Source organism: Leptolyngbya sp. FACHB-8 (genome assembly GCF_014695575.1).
In the GTDB taxonomy this organism is placed as follows: domain Bacteria; phylum Cyanobacteriota; class Cyanobacteriia; order Elainellales; family Elainellaceae; genus Vacuolonema.
Genome location: NZ_JACJOO010000067.1, coordinates 136,478 through 157,312 on the forward strand (window position 1 = coordinate 136,478; position 20,835 = coordinate 157,312).

A 20,835-nucleotide genomic window follows, 5' to 3' on the forward strand; every position below is an offset into this window, starting at 1 on the left:
CAAGTATCATGAATGCCATTGCTGCTGTCTCTGATATAGAGCAAATTAATGCTGCGCTTCAAAGCCACAATCCTTTTGCCCAACCCCCTTTCGTAAACGCCAATAACGTTTGGGGCAAAGGTTTTCCTGATGTTGAAACCCTAAATGCCCATGCATCAGATGCCATATTTAAAGCATTGGATGAAATCCGGGCAGGGCACTACTCAACAACCTCGATTTTGATTACTGCCCAGGATGGAACCGGCAAAACGCACATTATCAGCCGTATTCGCCATCGTCTTCAGGCGCAAGGCGGTGCTCTATTTGTATTTGCGAATAAGTTCAATGACTTAAACCAAATTAAACAAGGATTCCAGCAGCTTCTGGCTGAAAGCTTAAGCAATATTGGAAGCCAAGGCGTTAAGCAGTGGCAAGAACTTGCGGCATCAATGGCGAACGATACTGCTAAATCTCTTGGTCTACCAACAATGGCCCCCAAGGATTTTGTTAAAAAGTTTGATGCCAGTGAAACAGAACAGAATGTAAAGTGGATTAACCAATTAACTAAAGCATTCTGTAGAGCTAAAACTGTTCAAGATCCTGACATTGTTCGGGCTATCTTCTGGACACTTTCAGATGAAGAAGCTTTATACGCATCAAATTGGCTGGCAGGCAAAGAACTAGCCCAATTCAAAGCGAATGATCTAAGATTGCCAACACAAAAGCAATCCTTTGATGCGGTGCTTCAAATTCTATCACTCATTAGCGAATATAACGAGCTGGTTGTTTGTTTTGATGAATTGGATGTTTTAGAAATTAATGATGCCGGTTTGCACAAATCACAAGTCGTAGCAAATCTAGTCAAGGAATTAGTCGAGAATTTGCAACGAGGCGTCATTTTAAGTGTAATGATGCCTGGCACTTGGAAGGAAAGAATTCAAGATGTATTGCCTAAAGGTCTTTCCAGCAAAATGAAAACCGCAGGCGAGGCCCTGCCATTAAAATACTTGGACAGCGATTCTACAGTTGATTTGATCGCCTTTTCTCTAAAGGAATACTACGATGCTAGGGAAATAACTCCTCCCCACCCTGTTTATCCCTTCAATGAGGAACAACTTAGAACGATTGGCAAAGAGAAGCCTACTGTTCGAGAGGTTCTAAAATGGTGCCGAGAAAACTGTAAGCCACCCCTTGAAGAAGGCCCGGTAGTTCCTATTGAACCGGACAACCCAGTTGAGATGGCTTTCATTACCGAAATCAGCGATGATATTACAAACGGTCTAGATAACAACCAGGTAGTAGCTGAGGCTCTGTTGACAGGATTCCAAAGCTTGGTTGGTAAAACTGTTGAAAATGTAAAAGTTCAGAACGTAACTACAGGAGTTGGGAAAAAAGGACGTAGAGATCCTTATCTTAACTTTAAGATCCTTGGCGAGGAGAATGGCAAAGAAGTTGCCATTGGAGTTGCTGTTTTACAGTACGAAGGCGGTGCTGCTTTAGGCGCTGGCTTCAGACGTCTGATGGATGAGGACAAACAGTTTGATTTGACTCGGGGCTGCTTAGTACGATCTAAAGCTAAACCGATCAAATACCACTTCAAGAAGAAGTACCTTGATCCATTAGTTAAGAATGGTGGGGAATTTGTTGAGTTGAAGGAAGAGGAGATTAAGCCTCTGCTTGCTATTCGCTCCATATATCAGAAGCGCGAGTCAGACTATGGAGTAACAGAGGATGACATCTCTAGGTTTATTGAGGAAAAAGGAGCTGCTAATGGCTTGGGAATTCACAATAAATTACTCCTAGAAATTCTCAGTGACCCGTCTTACCAAGTTCCTCAAGACATCGAAGATGAGCCAGAAGCACCGGCAGAACCAGAAAGTAAACCTGCAGATGATTCTGATGAGGCCGAAGCTACTGATTTAGCAGAATTGTTGACTACTGATGGTGCTGCTGCTTAATGTCTGAACCAGTTTTACTTGACAGAGCATTGTGTCTGCCCGCTGCTGATATTGCTGCTTTGGTCGATGGACGAATGATCGTTGCAATACCAAAAATGCAGATACAGCAGGGTTGGACCTTTGCTCTGTACCCCTGCGAGCTACTAGACGATTCACTCAAGATTGAGGAACAATATCATTCATCTTTTATAGAATTAGCCCAAGCTTCCCTAGGGGAGCGAAAACAGGCAACTGTTGAGATGAAGGTGTGGGCGAAATGTGAATCGTACAAAATGTTTTACGATGCAGAAGAGTTAAAGCTTTTGTCTCAATTAACAGTTTGGACAGAAGCAGCTTTACACACTGCACTAAAGCAGAGGGGACATATTTTCCTCGCTTATCTGCGAGTTTATCAGTTGCCTCAGCCTATACAGGTAGCCACTAATATCGTTAGCCCAGACAAATTTGGGAAGTTTGTTAGCTTGCCTGCTTTAGACATCGCGCAAGAAGCCACCATTCCTTTACGAATCAACAAACTGCTTCCTGTTCTGAAAGATTCTGTGTTTCAGAAACGCAAAAATCAACTGATAGAACTTGAAGCCCCCTCTTATCCCGAGTTGGAAGAACTACACAACAGTCTTGCTTTGTTATCTAAAACGAACGCTGCCGCTCAGGAACTTAATTCTGAGATTCGAGCGTTACTGGGATGGAGCATTCAAGATGATGAGCAATTTGACCCTGAGGCTGAATGGATTCAGAGCATTGCTGATGTTGGCAATTCGAGTAATGGCAATGAATTTGAAAGGTTAGTACGTAAAAGTTTAATTACTCTTGGCTTTAGTAATTCCCGAAATGATCCTAGAGCAAGCCTGAACCCTGATGCGGTTGGAGGTGCAGGAGGATTAGATGTGTATTGTGATTATCCTTACTCCCTAGTTGGAGAATGTAAGGCCAGTGAGAATGAAAGCGTACCTAATGGCGTTTCAGCTCAGCTTATCAACTTAGGTCTTACTCATCTTGGCAAAGAAACTTTCGGAGAATCAGTAAAAATTATTTTTGCGGCTGGTCCATTGACGAAAGCAGCACAAAAAGCAGCTGTTGAAAGTGAAATGAACGTTATGCGTCCTGAAACATTACAAAATTTAGTTGATTTAAAGTCTCAATATCCAGGCTCTATTAATTTGCTAGAGCTTAAGTCTTATTTAGAACGGACGCCCTTTGGAGAGGAGTCTGAGGAAAAGGTAAATCAGTACATTCAACAAGTTTGGCAAAGACTCAGAGTTCGCTCACATCTTATTCAAACTGTCAAAAAATTAGCCGAGACTGAGCAGAATCGACGACAGTTTGAAGTGACCGAAATTCGTGTTATCTATAACGCAGATTTTGCCAGCCAGGATGGAAAGGTTCTAGATAATGAAACCACGCATGAGATTCTAATTGAGTTATCCTCTCCATTAGTGGGTTACTTGGGCCGTATTCAGGGAACCAGTCTGCAAAGCGATCGCTTCTACTACCTGCGTGATCTACTTGTAGAGTAAGCATCGCAATTGCGCACAACAAAACTACTTGCTCAATTTCTGTAGAGCAACTGAGCCAAAAGTCTCCCGTTCTGACGAGTACCTGTGAGCCAGTCATCGTGTATTCTTCCTAGCGTGGCAGTAGAACGGCGACCTCCAGAACAATGGCTAGTAGCAAACAACCGAAAGAAACGGACACGCTCATTGGCGTCATATCCGATACCCATGGCCTACTCCGACCAGAAGCCATCGATGCATTAGCGGGCTCTAGCCTCATCCTTCATGCGGGTGACATTGGTAAACCAGAGATTTTAGAAGGGTTGCAGGCGATCGCCCCCACCATCGCCGTCCGAGGCAACAATGACAAAGGCGCTTGGGCCGAACACATCCCCGAACACGAAACCATCGAAGTTGGGCGTGTTCTCATTCACGTTCTGCACATTCTCAAAGAACTCACCTTTGACCCAAAAGAAAAAGGAATTGGGGTAGTCATCACAGGCCATTCCCACAAACCCTTGATAGAAGAACGCGAAGGTGTTTTGTTTCTGAATCCAGGTAGTGCAGGCCCACGTAGATTTAAGTTACCAATCTCCGTTGCCCAGTTACACCTAAATGATTCAGCCGTGCATGCAGAAATTGTCGAACTAGAAATTTAACAGTTGTGGGTGGGCCAATAAAATGGCGCAATTTGCACGCCTTCAAGACAAGTCGCGATCGAGCTTCCACCCTCCACCTTCTGACAATTGATATGCAGATTATTGAAGAGACAACCGCAACAGCATTGCTTAGACTATCCCGATCGTTTCATTTTGTTTGTCACTTACAAGGTTTTGCGGCATAGACACAGCAACTTTTCCAAAGCGGCGATCGCGTTTCTGATAATGTAGCAAGGCGTGATACAGTGCTTCGCGATCAAAGTCGGGAAACAACACATCGGTAAAATAGGCTTAATCGGAAATTAGACGAAAAAGTGGCTTAAAGCCTTATCTCATGAGCTTTTCCAGCTTTTTGAGGCAAAAATGACTGAAAGCTTTACCAGGAAAGCCTTTTGAGCTTTTTGCTTCCCTATTACTGATAAAGTCTAATATAGTTCTGAGTATGCCATTTGCCAAAGCAGATAATTGCTCAGACGCATTTCACCGCTCGTGCGAATGAGCAAATCTGGATCAGAACGTCCTGCTGTATAAAGCTGTTCCTCGAACCGTGCAGCATTAATTTCTGAGAGGCGTAGCGTTCCCTGCTGAACCTGTTGGGCTAGCTGACGACAGGCATTAACCAGTTCGTTTCGACTGCCATAGTTAATAGCGACATTAAAATAAATTCTGTCATTCAGAGCAGTTTCCTGCGTGGCGTGATGCATTGCTTGCTGTAAAGCAGGGGAAAGCCCTGATCGATCGCCAATAAAAGCAATTCTGACGCCCTCCCGCTGCATTTCTGCTAATTCTCGCTGGAGCAGTTGTTCAAACAAACCCATGAGAAACTGAACTTCCGATCGCGGGCGCTGCCAGTTCTCGGTAGAAAACGCATAGGCTGTGAGCGTAGGAATGCCCCAATCCTTGCAGCAGCGCAGCAGTTCCTTCAACGCTTTGGCTCCCTGGCGATGTCCCGCAAACCGGGGCAATCCTCGTTGCGTTGCCCAACGTCCATTGCCATCCATAATCACAGCGATGTGGCAGGGCAACCGTTGCGGATCGAGATTCGTCGGTAAGGTTAGAAAGTTTTGGTTCGCCATCACTAAAAGTTCTCCTTGCTGCAATGACAGGGGCTTTCCCCCAATAAGTCCTGCAAAAAAGCTGGGGTGAGATGCTGGTTCCAGCGACTCAGCCGCCCTAGTGCGTGGAAGCAGGTCAGGGTAAACGTCCATCGATTTCTGGCTGACCAGGCTTGCCATCCCAGCACATCGGTCATGCGTTGGAGCGTGCCGACCAGACTGCTGCGATCGCGCTGATACCCAACTCGCCCCTGCATCGTTTGGAGTAAAGTCCAGCCAATATGAGGCAGCGATGAATTGGGATACGCCCAAATTCCAAAGCCCCAAAACTTTGCCATGTGGTTGATTTCATCCAGCAGCAGTTCATGTAGCACCGCTTGCAAAGGTCCAGTTGTATGTGCCATCAACCAGAGGTAAAGGCAGGCAGCCCCATACTCCGTTGCAACCCGGTGCAGCCCATGACGGTAAAGCGCAACGGTTGGGTTAGCTTCAGCTTGATAGGCTCGAACCCGGTGGGGCTGGGGAATAACTTTCTCCCCTGTGAGTTGGCTATAAACTTTGAGCAATGCTGGTGTATGTTGCCGCTCCTCCTTTTCCCAAAGACCCGGTTCCAGCAATTGACCGTCCTCCCCCACTACTCCCCCAACAAAGCGAGCCATCCGAGGATCGATCGGTTCTAGATATTGGCGGCTGGTTTGGGTATAACCTCGAATGGGAGCTTCAGTATCAATCGCCCCCCGCAGAATTGACAGAAAGACTTGCGGTTGTATGCCCACAATTTGATCGAGCGCAATTGCTTGCCAGTCGATCGGCGTCCAGGGGCGGCATTGGGGGTGATGAAATTGATGGGGTAAATCTTGAAGGCGATCGTTTAAGTGAGCGATTGAAAAATAATGGTCCAGTAGGTTCCTTAAATCCTGCTGAGTGGGAGAACCTGAAGGATCGGAAGAAGCGGATTGATTGTAATGCAACTTGTTGTGTATGAGTGGCAGGTCGATCGTCATAAGGGATATTCGTCCGAGATTAATGTGCGATCGTTCATAGCCTAAGCAATTCATCTATTTCGCGTCAGTCGGCAACAGTCGCCTATTAGATGGGTGTAGAAGTCGGAAAAGTCGGAAAAGTCGGTGTAGTCATACCCACTGGGCTGATTCAGTAGAATGTACAAAAAACTTCAGCAGTGATTCCGCAATGGAAGCTGAAACGGCGCTGGCATGGGTGGACCAGTTAATTACTTTCAAGACTGGGAAACAGCTTAATGCCCTACAAAGGGACATTTTGGCTAGGGTATTGCGTGGGCAAAAATACCCGGAGATTGCAGCGCATTCTGGTTATACCGAGGGACACATCAAGGACGTGAGTGCTCACCTCTGGAAAGTGCTGTCCGGGCTATTAGGAGAACGTATTACTAAAAGTACCTGTCGCGTGGTTCTGGAGCGGTATCTCCACAAGCAGTCTGGGGCTTCTACAACAGTCCTTCCTGCACTACCGCCTCACACTCCAGCTGAAACGCTCCTGGGCAGGGAAGCGGCGATCGCCCACCTGGATCATCTGGTGCAGCAGGGTTGCAAAGTCATTGTGATTCAAGGTGAAGGCGGGTTAGGGAAAACGACGCTAGCACAGCACTATCTCCAGACGCAGGGATTTGAAACTGTGCTGGAACTCTTAATGGCAAAGGAAACCTCAAATATTACCTCAGTAGAACGCATTGTGGAGGAGTGGTTAAAACAAGACTTCCAGCAAGAGCCAGGAACGGAATTGGGCATTTCCCTGGGACGCTTAAAACGCCAGCTTCACCAGCGACGCATCGGCATCTTGATTGACAACCTGGAACCCGTGCTGGACGCAGAAGGTCGGTTCATTTCGCCCCATCGCTCCTATGTGGAGCTACTGCGAGTCCTGTCTGATGCCAGAGTCCAGTCTGTCACCCTGATTACCAGTCGCGATCGACTATGTGAACCCGACCTGGCAGTCAAACACTACAAGCTGCCCCGGCTCGATCTGGCTGCATGGCAAACGTTTTTCAGCCGCCAAATGACGATCGATCCGCTCACCCTGGGGCAAATCCATCGTGCCTATAGGGGCAATGCTAAAGCCATGGGAATTTTGTGCGGTGCTATTGCAGAGGATTTTCAGGGGGACATGGCAGCCTACTGGCAGGAAAATCAGCAGAATTTGCTGGCAACGCGAGATTTGAGGAATTTGGTGATCAGTCAGATCGATCGCCTGCAAGCCTTAGATCCGGCTGCCTATCGATTGCTTTGCCGATTGGGATGCTACCGCTATCAGGAAATGCCAGCCGTTCCCTCAGAAGGTGTGCTGTGTTTACTCTGGGATGTGCCGCCCGACCAACGACGACAGGTGGTGACTGCGCTGCGGGATCGATCGCTGGTGGAGTGTGAGCAGGGCAAATACTGGCTGCATCCTACGATTCAAGCAGAGGCGATCGTCCGACTGCGTGCCAGTTTGGACTGGGAAATTAGCCACCGCAAAGCCGCCCAATTCTGGACAAGTCAGGTGTTAACGATTGAAACCGTTCAAGATGCGCTGCAAGCCCTGGAAGCACACTATCACTACATCGAAATAGGAGACTTTGAAGCCGCCGGCAGCGTTGTTCTCAAAAGCCGCACGAATCAGTGGCAGCAGTTTTTACCCCTGGGCAGCACCCTCTACCGCATGGGATTGCTGCAACCTGTTTTGGCTGCGATCGTTCAAGTCATTCCTCACATTCAATCTCCCCCGAAACTAAGCGAGCTTTACAATATCCTGGGCGATTTGTATTGGATCAGGGGGCGCATTAGCGAAGCGATCGCCTGCCAGGAAAAAACCATTAGCCTTGTGGAGGCTGCTCAACAAAAGCTTTCTTCCGCCACCCAAAACCAGCACACCGTTTACTATCTGCGGATGCTGCAAGTGGATTCGCTTCTCAGCATTGGGCTATATCAGATGGATTTATGGGAACTGGAGGTCGCTGCCCGACTCTTTCAACAGGTCATCGATCTGGCGCAAAATACCGCCCATCATCCCTGGGCAGAAAAAGCATCGGTTTGTTTAGCCCTCGCCCATTCCTATCTGGGACAATTCGATACTGCCGATTCCTTAGCGGAGACTGCTTATCAATTCATCCTGACCCAGAAAGTGATTGAACAAACCGGACGATTCGCTTATTTCATTCAAATTCTGGGTCAAACCTATACGAATTTACACAAGTTTGAACGGGCACAGGCAATGTACGATCGCGCCCTGGCATTTGCAGGAGCTAGCCATTACACCCAGGTCAAAGCGAAGACGCTGAATGGACTGGCAGAATTTTGCCGCCAACAGCACGATTTAGACTCTGCCCTGAGCTACCACCAACAGGCGATTGCCCTACTCGAGACGATCGGAGCCGTTTGCGATCTGGCAAATGCTTATTTTCAACTGGGACTCACTTACCGGGCGATTGGTCAATTGCAACAGTGCCAGAAATCCTTCGAGCAGGCATTGCGGCTGTTTGGGCAAATGCAGGCAACAAAACAGATTGAGAAGGTTCAATTTCAGATTCAGTCTAGGTGATTTCCAGAGAAGTTATATAGTCTCAGCGACATGATCGCGCGAATTTAAACCCATCAAAAAATCGCCCCAAAACGACATGATCGCGCAAATAGCGACATTTATCATGCAAACGTACAAAGGCACACAAACATACAGAAGGCGGCACCCAGACTCGAACTGGGGGTAAAGGTTTTGCAGACCTCTGCCTTACCACTTGGCTATGCCGCCGCGATGGAGATTGATGTATCTCTCAACGATTACCTAGTATATCAGAAGTCGCGGCCTAAAAATATAGAAGCGATCGCCCTTTCTTTTTATAAAATCGCTGAGCCCTGACAAGGCATAAAACTTGAGGTTCCACAGCCCTAAAACAACCTGAGTTCGGGTTAAGGGCGTTTTCAAGTGCCGCGCGTTGCGCGGCACTTGAAAACGCTCATTTTGGCGTGCGCGAAGCGCACGCCAAAATGAGCACTTCAGCTTATCCCGAACTGAGGTTAAAACAGACTAAATTCAGATCGCTGCGGAATCCAGTAGGCTGAAAGTGTTGTTTATGGGTGTTCCCCTATGCCCTCCAACTCCCTCTTGATTGCTCAGTTAACCGATACCCATCTCTTTGCCGATGAGAGTAGCGCCATGATGGGCATTCAGTCTGCCGCCTCACTTCAGGCCGTGGCAGATCAGGTGCGATCGTTACCGCGACAGCCCGATATTGTGCTGCTAACAGGAGACTTATCGCAGGACGAAACCCCTGAATCTTATGAGCGGTTACGGGAAACCATAGCCCCGCTGGGAGCTACCACCTACTGGATTCCCGGCAACCACGATATCCCGGCAATTATGCAGCCTATCTTGCAGGATGGAGTGTTTCAGACAACCCGAGGGTTTCAGACAGGCGGATGGAATGTCGTTCTATTAGATACTGCCGTTCCAGAGCAACCTTTTGGGGAGTTGGCCGAGGCCCAACTAACATTTCTAGATCAGCAGTTGCAGGCTGCATCTGAATTGCCGGGGCTAGTGGTATTACACCATCCTCCCTGCCCGGTCCATTGTCCTTGCATGGATGCAATTCGGTTGCAGAATGCAGATGCCTTCTATAAGGTGCTCGATCAGCACCCGCAGGTCAAAATTGTTCTGTTTGGGCATATTCATCAGGAATTCGAGGGCGATCGCCAGGGAGTTACTTACCTGGGCTCACCCTCGACCTGCGTGCAGCTCAAATCAGGGAGCGACAACTTTGAAGCCGACTCCGTGCTGCCCGGTTTTCGGTTGTTAGAACTGTTTCCAGATGGGCGCTTTAGCACACGGGTTGAGCGGATTCCTGCTCTACCGAGCCAAATTTAGACTATGGCTTAAAGATTTTTCTCCTAGAGAACTGGCGGGAAAAACAACCACCCAGCGCCCTGTATCAGGATCTCGATAGGTGGTGAAAGGATTTGGACGTAGAGCCGTCGAAACTGGGTTTGAAATGGGCAAATTGGCCGTAGAGTGTTCGCGATCGCCTAGCATGATGCACCCTTTGCAGAAACGTAGAACACCGCCCTCTGACGGTAGTAGATAGTCGCTATGATAATCGTTCAACGGAGGGTTTGGAACATAGGTGAAGCCCCCAACATCAGAGTATAAACCCTTACTGCGAAGCGTCCATCTCGTAAATTACCCATAGAACCTCATAAGATCCCGTAAAACTTCTACAGGATGCCAGAATATCTCAACCGCGTGGTAATGGTGGGCCAAGTCAATACCCGCCATACTCTTAAGGCGATAGAGAAAATAGCTACCCGCAATCAGCTTTAGCACGATCTGCGTAGGCTGCATTTCCCTCTTCGTTCAACGAATATTTACCCTTATATCAGGAGAGTCTTTAGAGACGCATCTGTTAGAGGACAGAGGCCCCAAGAGGCACACACAACTGTGGCAATTGTCGTCATCCTCACACCCTACTCCGGCCTAAAATCCAGGTTCTACAGCGCTTTGCGTTTGAATCAACCAGATTTTAAGTGCTTGAAAAGCGCTGTAATATTGACACGCATGCGTGTAGCAGTTTCTATCTGCTAACTAAGGAGATTTCCAGTAATGAAATTACCCCCAGAATGTTGGTACTTTGCCCACTTCGCGGGCAAAGTACCAACATTCTGGGTAAATTCTTATGCAGAAACCTCCTAAGTCTATTCATGATTATTTCTGAAAAGCTGCGCAGAACTCGGCTTTCCAGAAATGGCCCTCCTGGTTCAAGGCGCAGTGCGACACAAAAAAGTGGTGTGGGGTATTTCATACTCCACACCACTCAATCTATGCCCATCAACGCGTTATCAGCGCGATAGGTTAGGCGATCGCAAAACTACGGCTGGTCAGCGCACTAGCCTGGATGTTGGTTAGCGTTGCTAAGGTCACAAACGTCGTACCAGCTCCACTTCCATCCTGATCAACTTGGACAGCGGTAGAAGCCCCAACCTGAGTTAGCTTGACAAACCGATCAAACTTAGCAAAGGCTGTGGCCCCCGTATTAAAGGGCGCTTTCCGGAACATGGGGGACAGATCGATCACATCCTGCCCGATCTGGAAGCCCCGAATGATATCGCCCCTTTCCGTCAGCTGGCTATAGCTGTAAGTATCACGGCCAGCTCCGCCAATCAGCGTATCCACACCCAGACCACCGACGAGCATATCGTTACCGCCGCCGCCGTTAATCTTGTCATTCTGAGCATCACCCTTCAGGAGGTCATTGCCCCCCTCACCCAATAGGTTATCTTTTCCAGCTCCCCCATTAACCCGGTCATTTGCAGTGCCGCCATAGATCGAGTCATTGCCGGTGCCACCGCTCAGAATGTCGTTGCTGGCATAGCCACGAATCGTATCGTTACCACCCGCACCCGACAACGTATCGTTTCTAGTTGTTCCCAGAATGGTTTCATTCCTAGCCTTTCCGCTATACGTACGGCCACGCAATCCACCCGTAAACCGGAGAGGAGCGGGAGGCAGAGCCGTGGTACCCCGTTTCCAGGAGATAGAACCTCCAGCAGTTAGTGGGTTGCCAGCCGCGTCCGTAATGCCCGAACCCGCCACATCCAGGCTTAGGCTGTAACTCCCATCGACTCCTGTAATAGGAGCTAACCCACTGAGAGTATAGGTACCGCCGTTATTCGAGAGCGTAGCTCCCGACAAGTTCACCGACGCGCCATTACGGGTCAACTGAAGATCTGACAAGTTGAAGCCTGCCATGGCCTCGCTGAAGCTGAAGGTAACGGTACCCGTTGCAGGATTAACACGTCCATCTTGAACAAGAGAAGAAACAGGGGCAATGGCTAGCGTTGGGTTTACTGTATCAACCCGAATACCGCTGCTATCGATGTTGCCAGGAAGCGTCAGAGTAGGGATGCCGTTGAGATTACCTTGAAGAACACTACCGTTCAGATTGAGAGACTGTACAGAAATACCATCTAAATCAGCATTGCCTTCCGTAATGGTATATCTGAAGACTAGCTGTTTTGTACCGGTGCCCGAAACATAGGTTGCATCGACCGGACCACTATCTAGGGAAAGCCCTAAGATTGGCGCTCCACCCGTCGTATCAACATTGACAACCTCATCAAAGTTAACGACGAAATTAAGGGCTTGTCCTGTCCCATAGCTTTTAGCGTCGGGCAGGGTCACACCCGTTACACTGATCCGTTCGACCAGACCATAAAACGTTCCTCCACCGCTGCCATTATTTGCGATGAAGAACAGGTTTCCATTGAATAGAGACAATTCATCGGGGGCAGCATTTCCGGCTGGATTGATATCCAATTTAACGGGAACCTTGCTGTCATTGATGTAGAAGACATCGCTATCACCCGTAGCATCCGTACCGGAGAAATATAAGTTCCCATTGATTGATGTGAGCGCCTTTATGCCTGTGATGCCATTTAATGAAATGGGATTCGCAACAAAGTTGTCGCTCACCGGAATAGCGTTGTTCCGGGTTAAGTAGTAGAGCTGTTGAGCACCTGTCGTGCTATTTGTAGCCGTGAAGTAAAGGGTTCGATCCACTTCAATTAAGTTCTCTGGAGTGAGATTACTATTGAGTGGAACTTGAGTTGGTGCATTGTTGGGGCCAAGGAAGTAGAGTTTCCAGGCTCCATCAGCATCCTTAGCTCTGAAAAAGAGAGTTGACCCGACTTCAGTTAATGATTGGGCAGAAGAACTTCCTGTTGGGTTCACGTCAATTTTGTTAGCCGAGTAACCTACACCGAGGAAATAAAGTTCTTGATCACCAGTTGCATCCTGGGCGCTGTAGTAGGGCGTATCACCAATAAAAACTGGCTCTTGATAGAAATCACCCGGCAGTGTCAAAGGTGTTTCGATCAGATTTTTATCCGGGTCAACAATAAAAAGCTTCAATGCTCCGCTGGAGTTTGTAGCCCTGAAATACAGCGAGCCATTCACATTATTGAGAGAATCTGGAGAAGAGCTACCTGTCGAATTTACGCCATTTGCACCACCCACTTTGACGGGGTTGTTATTAGCATCTAAATAGAAAAGTTCTCTATCTCCTGATGTATCCAATGCACTAAAGAACAAAGTGCCATTGACATTGGTTAAAGATTCTGGAGAAGAGCTTCCTGCGGTGTTGATATTGATTTTTGTAGGGGCACCATTGGGGCCGATAAAGTAAAGTTCCCGATCGCCATTTGCATCTTGAGCTGTAACGTATAGCTTGCCATTAACATCCGTTAGCTCTTTGGGAAGTTGAGCAGAATTGGACTGATCAGTAACCGTAATTTCGAGTACCATGATTAGCTTCTCCGAGATCAATCAAATGACAAAAAAAGTGCCCAATGGCGTCCAGGGAACCATGGCAATAAATAGTGGGGAGAACAAAGCTCCGCGACAATTCAATTAAGGTAGATGCTTTGCAGAAATTGTCTTAGACCAAGATGAAGGGCATCGGGAGTCCTGAAATTACGTATGGCTCTTAAGAGGGCTTTGTCAAGAAGTCATACGTCATAGGACAACAGTCCGTGATTACACCCCTCAAAACTTTCCTTCTACCAAGTTACCTATTAGAGGAAAAGACAGCACCTGGATTTTGATGAAGAATTGATGGATTGCTGTGAAGCTTCTGATGGTTTTGAATTTCGGTGTAAGTAGAATTCAAAATTATAAAAAGACTGTGAATTTCAGAAGTTGAGTCCTTTTTTTCTAGCCCCTATCCTGTAATAGAGAATTTCATGATTGCGCCTACCACCTTCAAAGGTAAATAAACTGAAGCGGTCAAGTGCTGGGCTCTGTTCTCAGCAATTCTCATTTTGGAATCCAACCCGAAAATAGCCCGCCTTCGGCGGGCTATTTTCGGGTTTCAAAGCTGAGAGTTCGTGCCCGAAGGGCACGAACTCTCAGCTTTGAAACCCATACTGAGAATTGCTGCTCTGTTCTAAGGACTTGTTCTAAGGGTTATTTCTTATCCACGGGATGAATAAAAAATAACCCTTAAAACAAGCCCTAGATCTGAATTGAACCTGAAGAGCCATGAAATTTCCTCTCTTCCGTACTTCAATGGGAGATGGCACATTCTGCAAATTCCATGTTTAAGCGCAAATCAGTAACCCCAGGCACAGCCACTAACAAGGTGTTGGCGGTGTTAGCCGTCGTCAATTTGGGGTTAGTCGCCTTCGACTGGAGCTATATCCCCTGGCGAGACTCTTATTTACGCTATATGCCAGGGTTTACGCAATGGTATGGGGCGACTTTTAAGGGAATTGAGCCCCATCGAGACACAGATACTTACCTGAATCAGGTAGAGAGGTTGCAGAAGGAGGGGTTGAACGCCCAGGAAACTGCGGCCCTTCTGACAAACTTGCGCGATCGCAGCGTCGCCATGGTCGACGAAAACCCGTTTGCCGCCGCTGATAAGACGGGTACTTTGGAGCGAATCAAGAATCGCATGCGTGACCACATGGATGAGGAATCATCCAAAGATGCTTTTCAGCGCTTCTGGAGCAGAAGCTACCTGAGTCAGGCCGGATTTGATCAGGAGCTGGACTATTTTAACGATGAAATTCGCCCGCTAATGGCAAGCAACTATTACCGTGGCTTCAACAACCGGGGAAATTTAATTAATAGGTTTTGGATTCTTGATTTACCCTTTGTCGTCATCTTTGCGTCAGACTTTTTAGTTCGAACCTTTCGGCTTAGCCGTCGCTATAAAGGAACAAACTGGTTCGATGCGATGCTATGGCGTTGGTATGACATACCGTTGTTTTTACCCTTCTGGCGTGGGTTGCGAGTTATATCCACCCTGATGCGAATTCACGAATCGCGGCTGATAAACCTGACTCCGGTGCGCGATCGTCTGACTCGTGGATTAGCCGCCAGCTTTGCCATCGAACTAACCGAGGTAGTGGTGCTCCGGGTGATCGAGCAAATGCAAGATCTCATATCGCAGAAAGAGCTGACGCACTGGCTTCTCGACCCCAACAACCGTCGCCGCTACGTTGACATTAATGGTGTAGATGAGGCCGAAGCGATCGCCCGCCAATTGATCACCCTTACCGTTTATCAAGTCCTTCCGAATATTCGTCCGGAACTAGAAGCTTTAATTCGCTACAGTGTTAGTTGTGTACTAGAGCAATCTCCCTTCTACCGAAACCTGGCTCAGGTACCGGGCCTAAAAGACATTCCCGACCAGCTTGGCGAGCGACTGGTTTCTGACCTCACACAAACGGCTTATGACAGTCTTACCACTGCCCTTGAAAAGCCCGAAGGTTTACAGCTTACCCGTAATCTGATTAACCGTGTAGGAACAACATTCCGTAGCGAGATCTACGAAAATAACACGCTGGAAAACCTGGAAAATTTAGTAATTGACCTTCTAGAAGAGTTTAAAGTCAATTACATCCAAAACCTCTCAGAGCAGGATTTAGATACTCTGCGACAGGAAACCCATCATCGCTTCTACGAAATAACGCAAAGCCATCAGCTCGCTATTCGTCCTGAAAAAATGCGACAGAAGTAATTGAATATTTATGTCAGCAGTTCATGACAAAAATAGCAATCCACCCAGGTATCGGTTATAGGGTACTAAAATATGAGATTGGCTCTGTCAATAGTTCGATTGGAATAGTTTCTTAGGTTGCCCCTTCAGAGATATTTGAAAAGTTTATTTTTGCGTGCGTTACGCACACGAAATATACCCTTTCTGGGACTTTTCGAACATCCTCTCACATTTTTAGCGGGAGTCTGCTTGAGCCTGATGAAGGGTGTGCAACTGAATAATTCATCTACTTGCAAGTAAGTTCCTTATGGCTTCCTCAATTCATTTCCTCATGTGTGCGCCGGATCATTACGACGTGGATTATGTGATTAATCCATGGATGGAAGGCAACATTCACAAATCTTCGCGCGATCGCGCCGTTGAACAATGGCAAGACCTCTACCACATCATCAAAGACCGGGCCGTGGTGGAGTTGGTGCAACCCCAAAAGGGCGTGCCGGATATGGTGTTCACGGCCAACGCTGGATTAGTGCTGGATAAGACCGTCGTGCTCAGCCGTTTCTTCCACAAAGAACGGCAAGGGGAAGAACCCTTCTTCAAAGAATGGTTTTTGCAACAAGGCTTTACGGTGCATGAACTGCCGAAAGACTTGCCCTTTGAGGGAGCCGGGGATGCGCTATTAGATCGGGAAGGCCGTTGGCTATGGGCCGGCTACGGCTTCCGCTCTGAGTTAGATTCTCACCCCTACCTAGCCAAGTGGCTGGATATTGAAGTGCTATCTCTGCGACTGATGGACGAGCGCTTCTATCACCTGGATACCTGCTTCTGCCCGCTGACGGATGGGTACTTAATGTACTATCCCCCAGCATTTGACGCCTACTCCAATCGCTTGATTGAGATGCGCGTTCCTGAGTCTAAGCGGATTGTGGTGGGTGAAGCCGATGCCGCAAACTTTGCCTGCAACACGGTGAACATTAATCACACCGTGATTATGAACAAAGCCAGTGCAGAATTGCGTGAACGGTTGGAGCAAGCAGGTTTCGAAGTCGTCGAAACGCCACTGACAGAATTTTTGAAAGCCGGTGGTGCAGCGAAGTGCTTGACTCTGCGCGTCACCGAGCCCATTCAACCCCTGCTCCACGGTGCCGCAACCATCGAAAGCCGCACCATTCGTCTAGAAGGCCACCTGCTTGACTCCGGCCTGATCAATCGCGCATTGGATCTGATTGTGGAAGGGGGCGGTAGCTTCCAGGTGTTGAACTTCCAATTGGGTGAACAACGCCAGAGTACGTCTCAGGCCGAAATTAAGGTCACGGCTCCCGACCATAATGTGATGGAAGACATTGTGTCGCAACTCATCGATGTTGGTGCCGTTGCCCCCCCTCAGGAAGTCTGCGACAACCCCCTGGAAACCGTAGAACTGGACGGCGTTGCCCCTGACGATTTCTACGTCACGACTATTTACCCGACAGAAGTACGGGTCAAATGCGAGTGGGTGCGCGTGCAGAACCAGCGCATGGATGGGGCCATTGTAGTCAGTGAGACGCCAGAAGGGCTGATCGCTGAATGCAAGCTGTTGCGGGATCTAAAGAAGGGCGATCGCGTCGTTGTCGGGGTCGAAGGGATTCGGACGGTTCGCAAGACCGAAGCCCGCGACCAGCGCAGCGGCAGTGATAAGGAATTCGGCTTTATGGGCGCAGGCGTCTCCAGCGAACGCCGCGTTGAACTGGTGGTCGAACAGATTGCCTGGGAACTACGGCAGATTCGCGATCGTGGCGGTAAAGTCGTTGTGGTTGCCGGTCCGGTCGTCATTCACACGGGTGGTTCCGAGCACCTCTCCCGCCTGATTCGTGAGGGCTATGTGCAGGCGTTATTGGGTGGAAATGCGATCGCCGTCCACGACATCGAGCAGGCCGTTCTCGGCACCTCCCTCGGTGTGGATATGAAGCGGGGTGTCTCCGTTCGTGGCGGTCACCGTCACCATTTGAAGGTAATCAACTCCGTTCGTCGCCACGGCAATATTGCCAATGCGGTTGAGCAGGGCATGATTACCACCGGCATCTTCTACGAATGCGTGAAGAATGGGGTGCCCTTCTCTTTGGCGGGCTCCATCCGAGATGATGGCCCCTTGCCGGATACCCAAATGGATCTGATCAAAGCTCAGGAAGACTACTCTCGCCATATCCGCGGTGCGGATATGGTGCTGATGCTCTCTTCTATGCTGCACTCCATCGGCGTCGGCAACATGACCCCTGCTGGTGTGAAGTTGGTGTGTGTTGACATTAACCCCGCTGTGGTAACCAAATTGAGCGATCGCGGCTCTGTTGAATCTGTTGGCGTGGTTACTGACGTTGGCCTCTTCTTGAGCCTGCTGGTGCAACAACTCGATAAACTTACCCACGTTTATCAAGTTGCTCAAACGGTATAACTGTCTGTCTTTCCAACTCCCGGTGTCTTTAAAGACACTGGGAGTTTGGCTTTTATGCACAGTCCAGCATTTCTGTTGTCTTTGAATAAGGGTAGGTATCATTTTCCCTGCTTGGGGACGCGTCGCTCCCCAAACCCCTCGACTGGGGGACGGGGTGCCCCTCCCCCAGACCCCCTAGGCAAGGAGATTTTGCAGGAGTCGTGTCAAGCCGCTTCGCATCTGTTGGGTTTTTGATCAGGCTGGGGTGATGTGATCGGTTATGACAAAAAGCGCAATCAGATTAGGATGCAAAGCATTTTTTCCATCGGTGCACAAACTTGATCCTCACCCACCGATGCGAAGCGCCACATTCACCTCCTACCGATAACCCCTTAGCGCAAGGGGGTCTGGGGGACGGCGCCCCGTTCCCCCAGCCGAGGGGTTTGGGGAGCGGCGCGTCCCCAAGCAGGGCACATAACACCCAACCAGGGTACATAACATTCAAAAAAGTATTGGCATTGAGTGATGTGTACAGTACACATCACTCAATGCCAATACTTTTTTGAACAGATAACCGTGTACCGTGTTACTATCATTCCGACAAATGCTGGGGGTGCCTGAGCTACGCCAGGCTGAGATTACACCCTTAGAACCTGAGACCGGCTAGTACCGGCGAAGGGAAAGCAGTTAAGCAATTGGACTGCATTGGACTGCCGAAAAAGGGCGCAGGTTCTATCCCTGCGCCCCTATGTGATTCTGGCGGGCTTCCTGCTGCCAAAGGTTATACAGCATCGCCTCAGTTGGCGGGGTCAGTGTGGCGAGAAACACACCTTCAGGCAAATCCTTCCGAGAAGTTAGCCAGGTACCACGCAGGCTCACCTCTAAAGTTTCAGCATCACAGGGGGAAACAGCGATCGCCCCCTCATCCTCCAATCGCATCAACGCTGCTAACTCCCGCCGACAGCGAGTGCTAGCAGCCAACACAAAGGATGCTGAACACCGCTCCAGGGTGATCGATTGTCCAGATTTCAGCATTAATGTGAGGCGAGGGGGCAGCCAGCTTTCCAGCGATTCAGGTAATAACTCTAAATAGAATCCGGTTTCCGTAAACGTGAATTTCAACATAACGTCGGCATGACTCCGAAAAACGGTTTTGCAGAGCAACGTTTTGGGATCGGGCAAACAAAATCTGGTTCTAGATAGACACGTGTTTCAACACCGTCTTTCCAGACAATCCACGAAAGATGTTGACGTTTAGGTCATGGACAAATTGAGACGCTTTGTGGGGAAGGGCGCTATCATCGAAGCAAGTTGTTGGGTTGTGCCCTCCCGGCCTGCTTCGTCTGCCTGGGTTGTTCATATCCTCATTATCATACTACAATTGTAATACAATGATGTCGATAATGAACAAAGGAGAGTCCTAATGTACACGATCAATCGCACCCCAACCACCGAAATGGAAGTCACCAGCATCCGGCTGGAACGAGATCTCAAAGAGCATCTTAAGAAATTAGCAGGCAGCCAGGGTTATCAAGCCCTTATCCGAGATGTGTTGTGGAACTATGTACAACAGAAATCGGGACAGTTTAGACCCAGTTTAACGCCGGATCAAATACGAGCCAGTGTGGCCGCGATCGCCCAACAAGAAGAAACGTGCGCGTTAACAGGTAAAATCATCAAGCCCCATGAACGGATGATATTGGGGTGGACAACGACAGGTGAGATGGTGCCCCTCAGCGAAGGGAGCCTTGCTGCATAGGAACTTTACGTCATGACCTTCCGACCGCGAAAACGATTTGCTCAGCACTGGCTACGCAGTGAGAAAGCCCTTCAGCGAATTGTTTCCGCCGCGAATCTGTCAGGAGGTCAAGCCCTCGTCCGTCCTACGCAATCCGATGAGGGGTTGCCGGACGACATCGTACTGGAAATCGGTCCGGGTACAGGCTTGCTGACTCGTCGCTTGCTTCGCCTGGCTCGGGCCGTTGTTTCCGTCGAAATTGATCGAGATCTGGTCAAACTCCTTCAAAAAGAGTTCGCTCAACACTCCACATTCCACCTGATTGAAGGGGATTTCCTCTCCCTCGATCTGGATGCAGCCCTGGCCAACCAACCTGCGTTTCAAACTCCCAATAAGGTTGTCGCCAATATTCCCTACAACATCACCGGCCCCATCCTGGAAAAACTTCTGGGTAGCATTCATCAACCCAATCCCCGCCCCTTTGATAGCCTTGTGCTGCTGATGCAAAAGGAAGTTGCCGAGCGCCTCTGTGCTAAACCGGGCAAGAAAACCTTCGGTGCCCTCTCCGTCCGGGTTCAATACCTCGCTGAGGCAGACTGGATTTGCGACGTCCCGGCCCGAGCGTTCCAGCCACCTCCAAAAGTAGATTCCGCCGTCGTGCGGCTGCGTCCTCGCCCCTTCCCCACGCCGGCCACAAATCCACGCCACATGGAAACCCTCGTCAAACTGGGGTTCGCCAGCCGCCGTAAGATGCTTCGTAACAACCTCAAAGGGATTGTGAAGGATGTTCAGGGGGAAGGGAGTGAGCGCGATACTCTCACCGACCTTTTCACCCGCCTCAACCTGAACCCCCAGGCCCGCGCCGAGGACCTGAGCGTTAGCGACTGGGTTAATCTCAGCAATACCTTATTAAGTGAAGGTTCTACAGCTTTACCTGAGGTTCCTGCGGAGGAGGAGATAGAGGCGATCGCTCCCATCCCACCTGCATTGTAGAACTGAAGCATTCAGATAAACATTCCCAACAGTGGCATGATAGGAA

The 20,835-nt window shown here is 49.0% G+C and carries 14 protein-coding genes, 1 tRNA gene, 1 pseudogene and 1 riboswitch; of the genes and pseudogenes, 9 read left to right on the forward strand and 7 right to left on the reverse strand.

Translation table 11 applies throughout. The features are described 5' to 3' along the window. The first annotated feature begins 8 nt into the window (after nucleotides 1-8). From H6F91_RS17705 to H6F91_RS17715, 3 genes are all read left to right on the forward strand, one after another. Nucleotides 9-1,937, forward strand: coding sequence for an AAA family ATPase (locus H6F91_RS17705; protein WP_190771668.1), 1,929 nt, complete (start codon nucleotides 9-11; stop codon nucleotides 1,935-1,937). Next, nucleotides 1,937-3,454 carry a DUF1802 family protein gene (locus H6F91_RS17710; protein ID WP_190771669.1) on the forward strand — a complete coding sequence of 506 codons (1,518 nt, stop codon included), beginning with the start codon at nucleotides 1,937-1,939 and terminating at the stop codon, nucleotides 3,452-3,454. The genes H6F91_RS17705 and H6F91_RS17710 overlap by 1 nt, the downstream gene beginning before the upstream one ends. Before the next feature lie 143 nt (nucleotides 3,455-3,597). Continuing rightward, entirely contained in the window at nucleotides 3,598-4,089 is a 492-nt protein-coding gene (locus tag H6F91_RS17715; protein ID WP_190771670.1) for a metallophosphoesterase family protein, read from the forward strand. Nucleotides 4,090-4,218: 129 nt separating this feature from the next. On the opposite strand, the pseudogene H6F91_RS17720 reads toward H6F91_RS17715, so the two are convergent. The 3 genes and pseudogenes from H6F91_RS17720 to H6F91_RS17730 all read right to left on the reverse strand — a co-directional run. Beyond that, nucleotides 4,219-4,377 (reverse strand): annotated as a pseudogene (locus H6F91_RS17720) (undecaprenyl diphosphate synthase family protein); the annotation flags it as partial. 137 nt (nucleotides 4,378-4,514) lie between these two features. Next, complete coding sequence (gene uppS / locus H6F91_RS17725; RefSeq protein WP_190771671.1) at nucleotides 4,515-5,165, reverse strand: polyprenyl diphosphate synthase; 651 nt, start codon at nucleotides 5,163-5,165, stop codon at nucleotides 4,515-4,517. Between the two features lie 2 nt (nucleotides 5,166-5,167). Continuing rightward, nucleotides 5,168-6,148, reverse strand: coding sequence for a ferritin-like domain-containing protein (locus tag H6F91_RS17730; RefSeq protein ID WP_242035853.1), 981 nt, complete (start codon nucleotides 6,146-6,148; stop codon nucleotides 5,168-5,170). Nucleotides 6,149-6,335: 187 nt separating this feature from the next. Here H6F91_RS17730 and H6F91_RS17735 point away from each other — a divergent pair, with 187 nt between their 5' ends. Beyond that, complete coding sequence (locus H6F91_RS17735; protein ID WP_190789416.1) at nucleotides 6,336-8,699, forward strand: tetratricopeptide repeat protein; 2,364 nt, start codon at nucleotides 6,336-6,338, stop codon at nucleotides 8,697-8,699. Between the two features lie 136 nt (nucleotides 8,700-8,835). Here H6F91_RS17735 and H6F91_RS17740 read toward each other — a convergent pair. After that, nucleotides 8,836-8,906: transfer RNA gene (locus tag H6F91_RS17740), tRNA-Cys, on the reverse strand. A 336-nt stretch (nucleotides 8,907-9,242) separates the two neighbouring features. On the opposite strand from H6F91_RS17740, the gene cpdA reads away from it, so the two are divergent. Beyond that, nucleotides 9,243-10,019, forward strand: coding sequence for a 3',5'-cyclic-AMP phosphodiesterase (cpdA, locus tag H6F91_RS17745; RefSeq protein ID WP_190771673.1), 777 nt, complete (start codon nucleotides 9,243-9,245; stop codon nucleotides 10,017-10,019). A 312-nt stretch (nucleotides 10,020-10,331) separates the two neighbouring features. On the opposite strand, the gene H6F91_RS17755 is transcribed toward cpdA, so the two are convergent. After that, nucleotides 10,332-10,493, reverse strand: coding sequence for a hypothetical protein (locus H6F91_RS17755; protein ID WP_190771674.1), 162 nt, complete (start codon nucleotides 10,491-10,493; stop codon nucleotides 10,332-10,334). Between the two features lie 507 nt (nucleotides 10,494-11,000). Further along, a complete protein-coding gene (locus H6F91_RS17760) occupies nucleotides 11,001-13,451 on the reverse strand; it encodes an Ig-like domain-containing protein (protein ID WP_190771675.1) in 2,451 nt (816 codons plus the stop codon). Nucleotides 13,452-14,241: 790 nt separating this feature from the next. Here H6F91_RS17760 and H6F91_RS17765 point away from each other — a divergent pair. Together H6F91_RS17765 and H6F91_RS17770 are read left to right on the forward strand one after the other, a co-directional pair. Next, nucleotides 14,242-15,672, forward strand: coding sequence for a hypothetical protein (locus H6F91_RS17765; protein ID WP_190774760.1), 1,431 nt, complete (start codon nucleotides 14,242-14,244; stop codon nucleotides 15,670-15,672). A gap of 286 nt (nucleotides 15,673-15,958) precedes the next feature. Then, nucleotides 15,959-18,079, forward strand: a complete 2,121-nt coding sequence (locus tag H6F91_RS17770; RefSeq protein ID WP_190774761.1) for a TIGR00300 family protein — start codon at nucleotides 15,959-15,961, stop codon at nucleotides 18,077-18,079. Nucleotides 18,080-18,657: 578 nt separating this feature from the next. Next, nucleotides 18,658-18,757, forward strand: a riboswitch (TPP riboswitch). Between the two features lie 33 nt (nucleotides 18,758-18,790). Here H6F91_RS17770 and H6F91_RS17775 read toward each other — a convergent pair. After that, nucleotides 18,791-19,183, reverse strand: coding sequence for an alr0857 family protein (locus H6F91_RS17775; RefSeq protein ID WP_190789417.1), 393 nt, complete (start codon nucleotides 19,181-19,183; stop codon nucleotides 18,791-18,793). Nucleotides 19,184-19,481: 298 nt separating this feature from the next. On the opposite strand from H6F91_RS17775, the gene H6F91_RS17780 reads away from it, so the two are divergent. After that, the gene (locus tag H6F91_RS17780) at nucleotides 19,482-19,817 is read left to right on the forward strand and encodes a hypothetical protein (protein ID WP_190774763.1); all 336 of its coding nucleotides are present in this window, start codon (nucleotides 19,482-19,484) and stop codon (nucleotides 19,815-19,817) included. A 12-nt stretch (nucleotides 19,818-19,829) separates the two neighbouring features. Then, nucleotides 19,830-20,789, forward strand: a complete 960-nt coding sequence (gene rsmA, locus H6F91_RS17785; protein WP_190774764.1) for a 16S rRNA (adenine(1518)-N(6)/adenine(1519)-N(6))-dimethyltransferase RsmA — start codon at nucleotides 19,830-19,832, stop codon at nucleotides 20,787-20,789. Nucleotides 20,790-20,835 lie beyond the last annotated feature (46 nt).

Bases quoted from the DNA above. Each gene is read 5' to 3' on its own strand.
- H6F91_RS17705 (WP_190771668.1), top strand. From the start codon at position 9: ATGAATGCCATTGCTGCTGTCTCTGATATAGAGCAAATTAATGCTGCG.
- H6F91_RS17710 (WP_190771669.1), top strand. From the start codon at position 1,937: ATGTCTGAACCAGTTTTACTTGACAGAGCATTGTGTCTGCCCGCTGCT.
- H6F91_RS17715 (WP_190771670.1), top strand. From the start codon at position 3,598: ATGGCTAGTAGCAAACAACCGAAAGAAACGGACACGCTCATTGGCGTC.
- uppS (WP_190771671.1), bottom strand. From the start codon at position 5,165: ATGGCGAACCAAAACTTTCTAACCTTACCGACGAATCTCGATCCGCAA.
- H6F91_RS17730 (WP_242035853.1), bottom strand. From the start codon at position 6,148: ATGACGATCGACCTGCCACTCATACACAACAAGTTGCATTACAATCAA.
- H6F91_RS17735 (WP_190789416.1), top strand. From the start codon at position 6,336: ATGGAAGCTGAAACGGCGCTGGCATGGGTGGACCAGTTAATTACTTTC.
- cpdA (WP_190771673.1), top strand. From the start codon at position 9,243: ATGCCCTCCAACTCCCTCTTGATTGCTCAGTTAACCGATACCCATCTC.
- H6F91_RS17755 (WP_190771674.1), bottom strand. From the start codon at position 10,493: ATGCAGCCTACGCAGATCGTGCTAAAGCTGATTGCGGGTAGCTATTTT.
- H6F91_RS17760 (WP_190771675.1), bottom strand. From the start codon at position 13,451: ATGGTACTCGAAATTACGGTTACTGATCAGTCCAATTCTGCTCAACTT.
- H6F91_RS17765 (WP_190774760.1), top strand. From the start codon at position 14,242: ATGTTTAAGCGCAAATCAGTAACCCCAGGCACAGCCACTAACAAGGTG.
- H6F91_RS17770 (WP_190774761.1), top strand. From the start codon at position 15,959: ATGGCTTCCTCAATTCATTTCCTCATGTGTGCGCCGGATCATTACGAC.
- H6F91_RS17775 (WP_190789417.1), bottom strand. From the start codon at position 19,183: ATGTTGAAATTCACGTTTACGGAAACCGGATTCTATTTAGAGTTATTA.
- H6F91_RS17780 (WP_190774763.1), top strand. From the start codon at position 19,482: ATGTACACGATCAATCGCACCCCAACCACCGAAATGGAAGTCACCAGC.
- rsmA (WP_190774764.1), top strand. From the start codon at position 19,830: ATGACCTTCCGACCGCGAAAACGATTTGCTCAGCACTGGCTACGCAGT.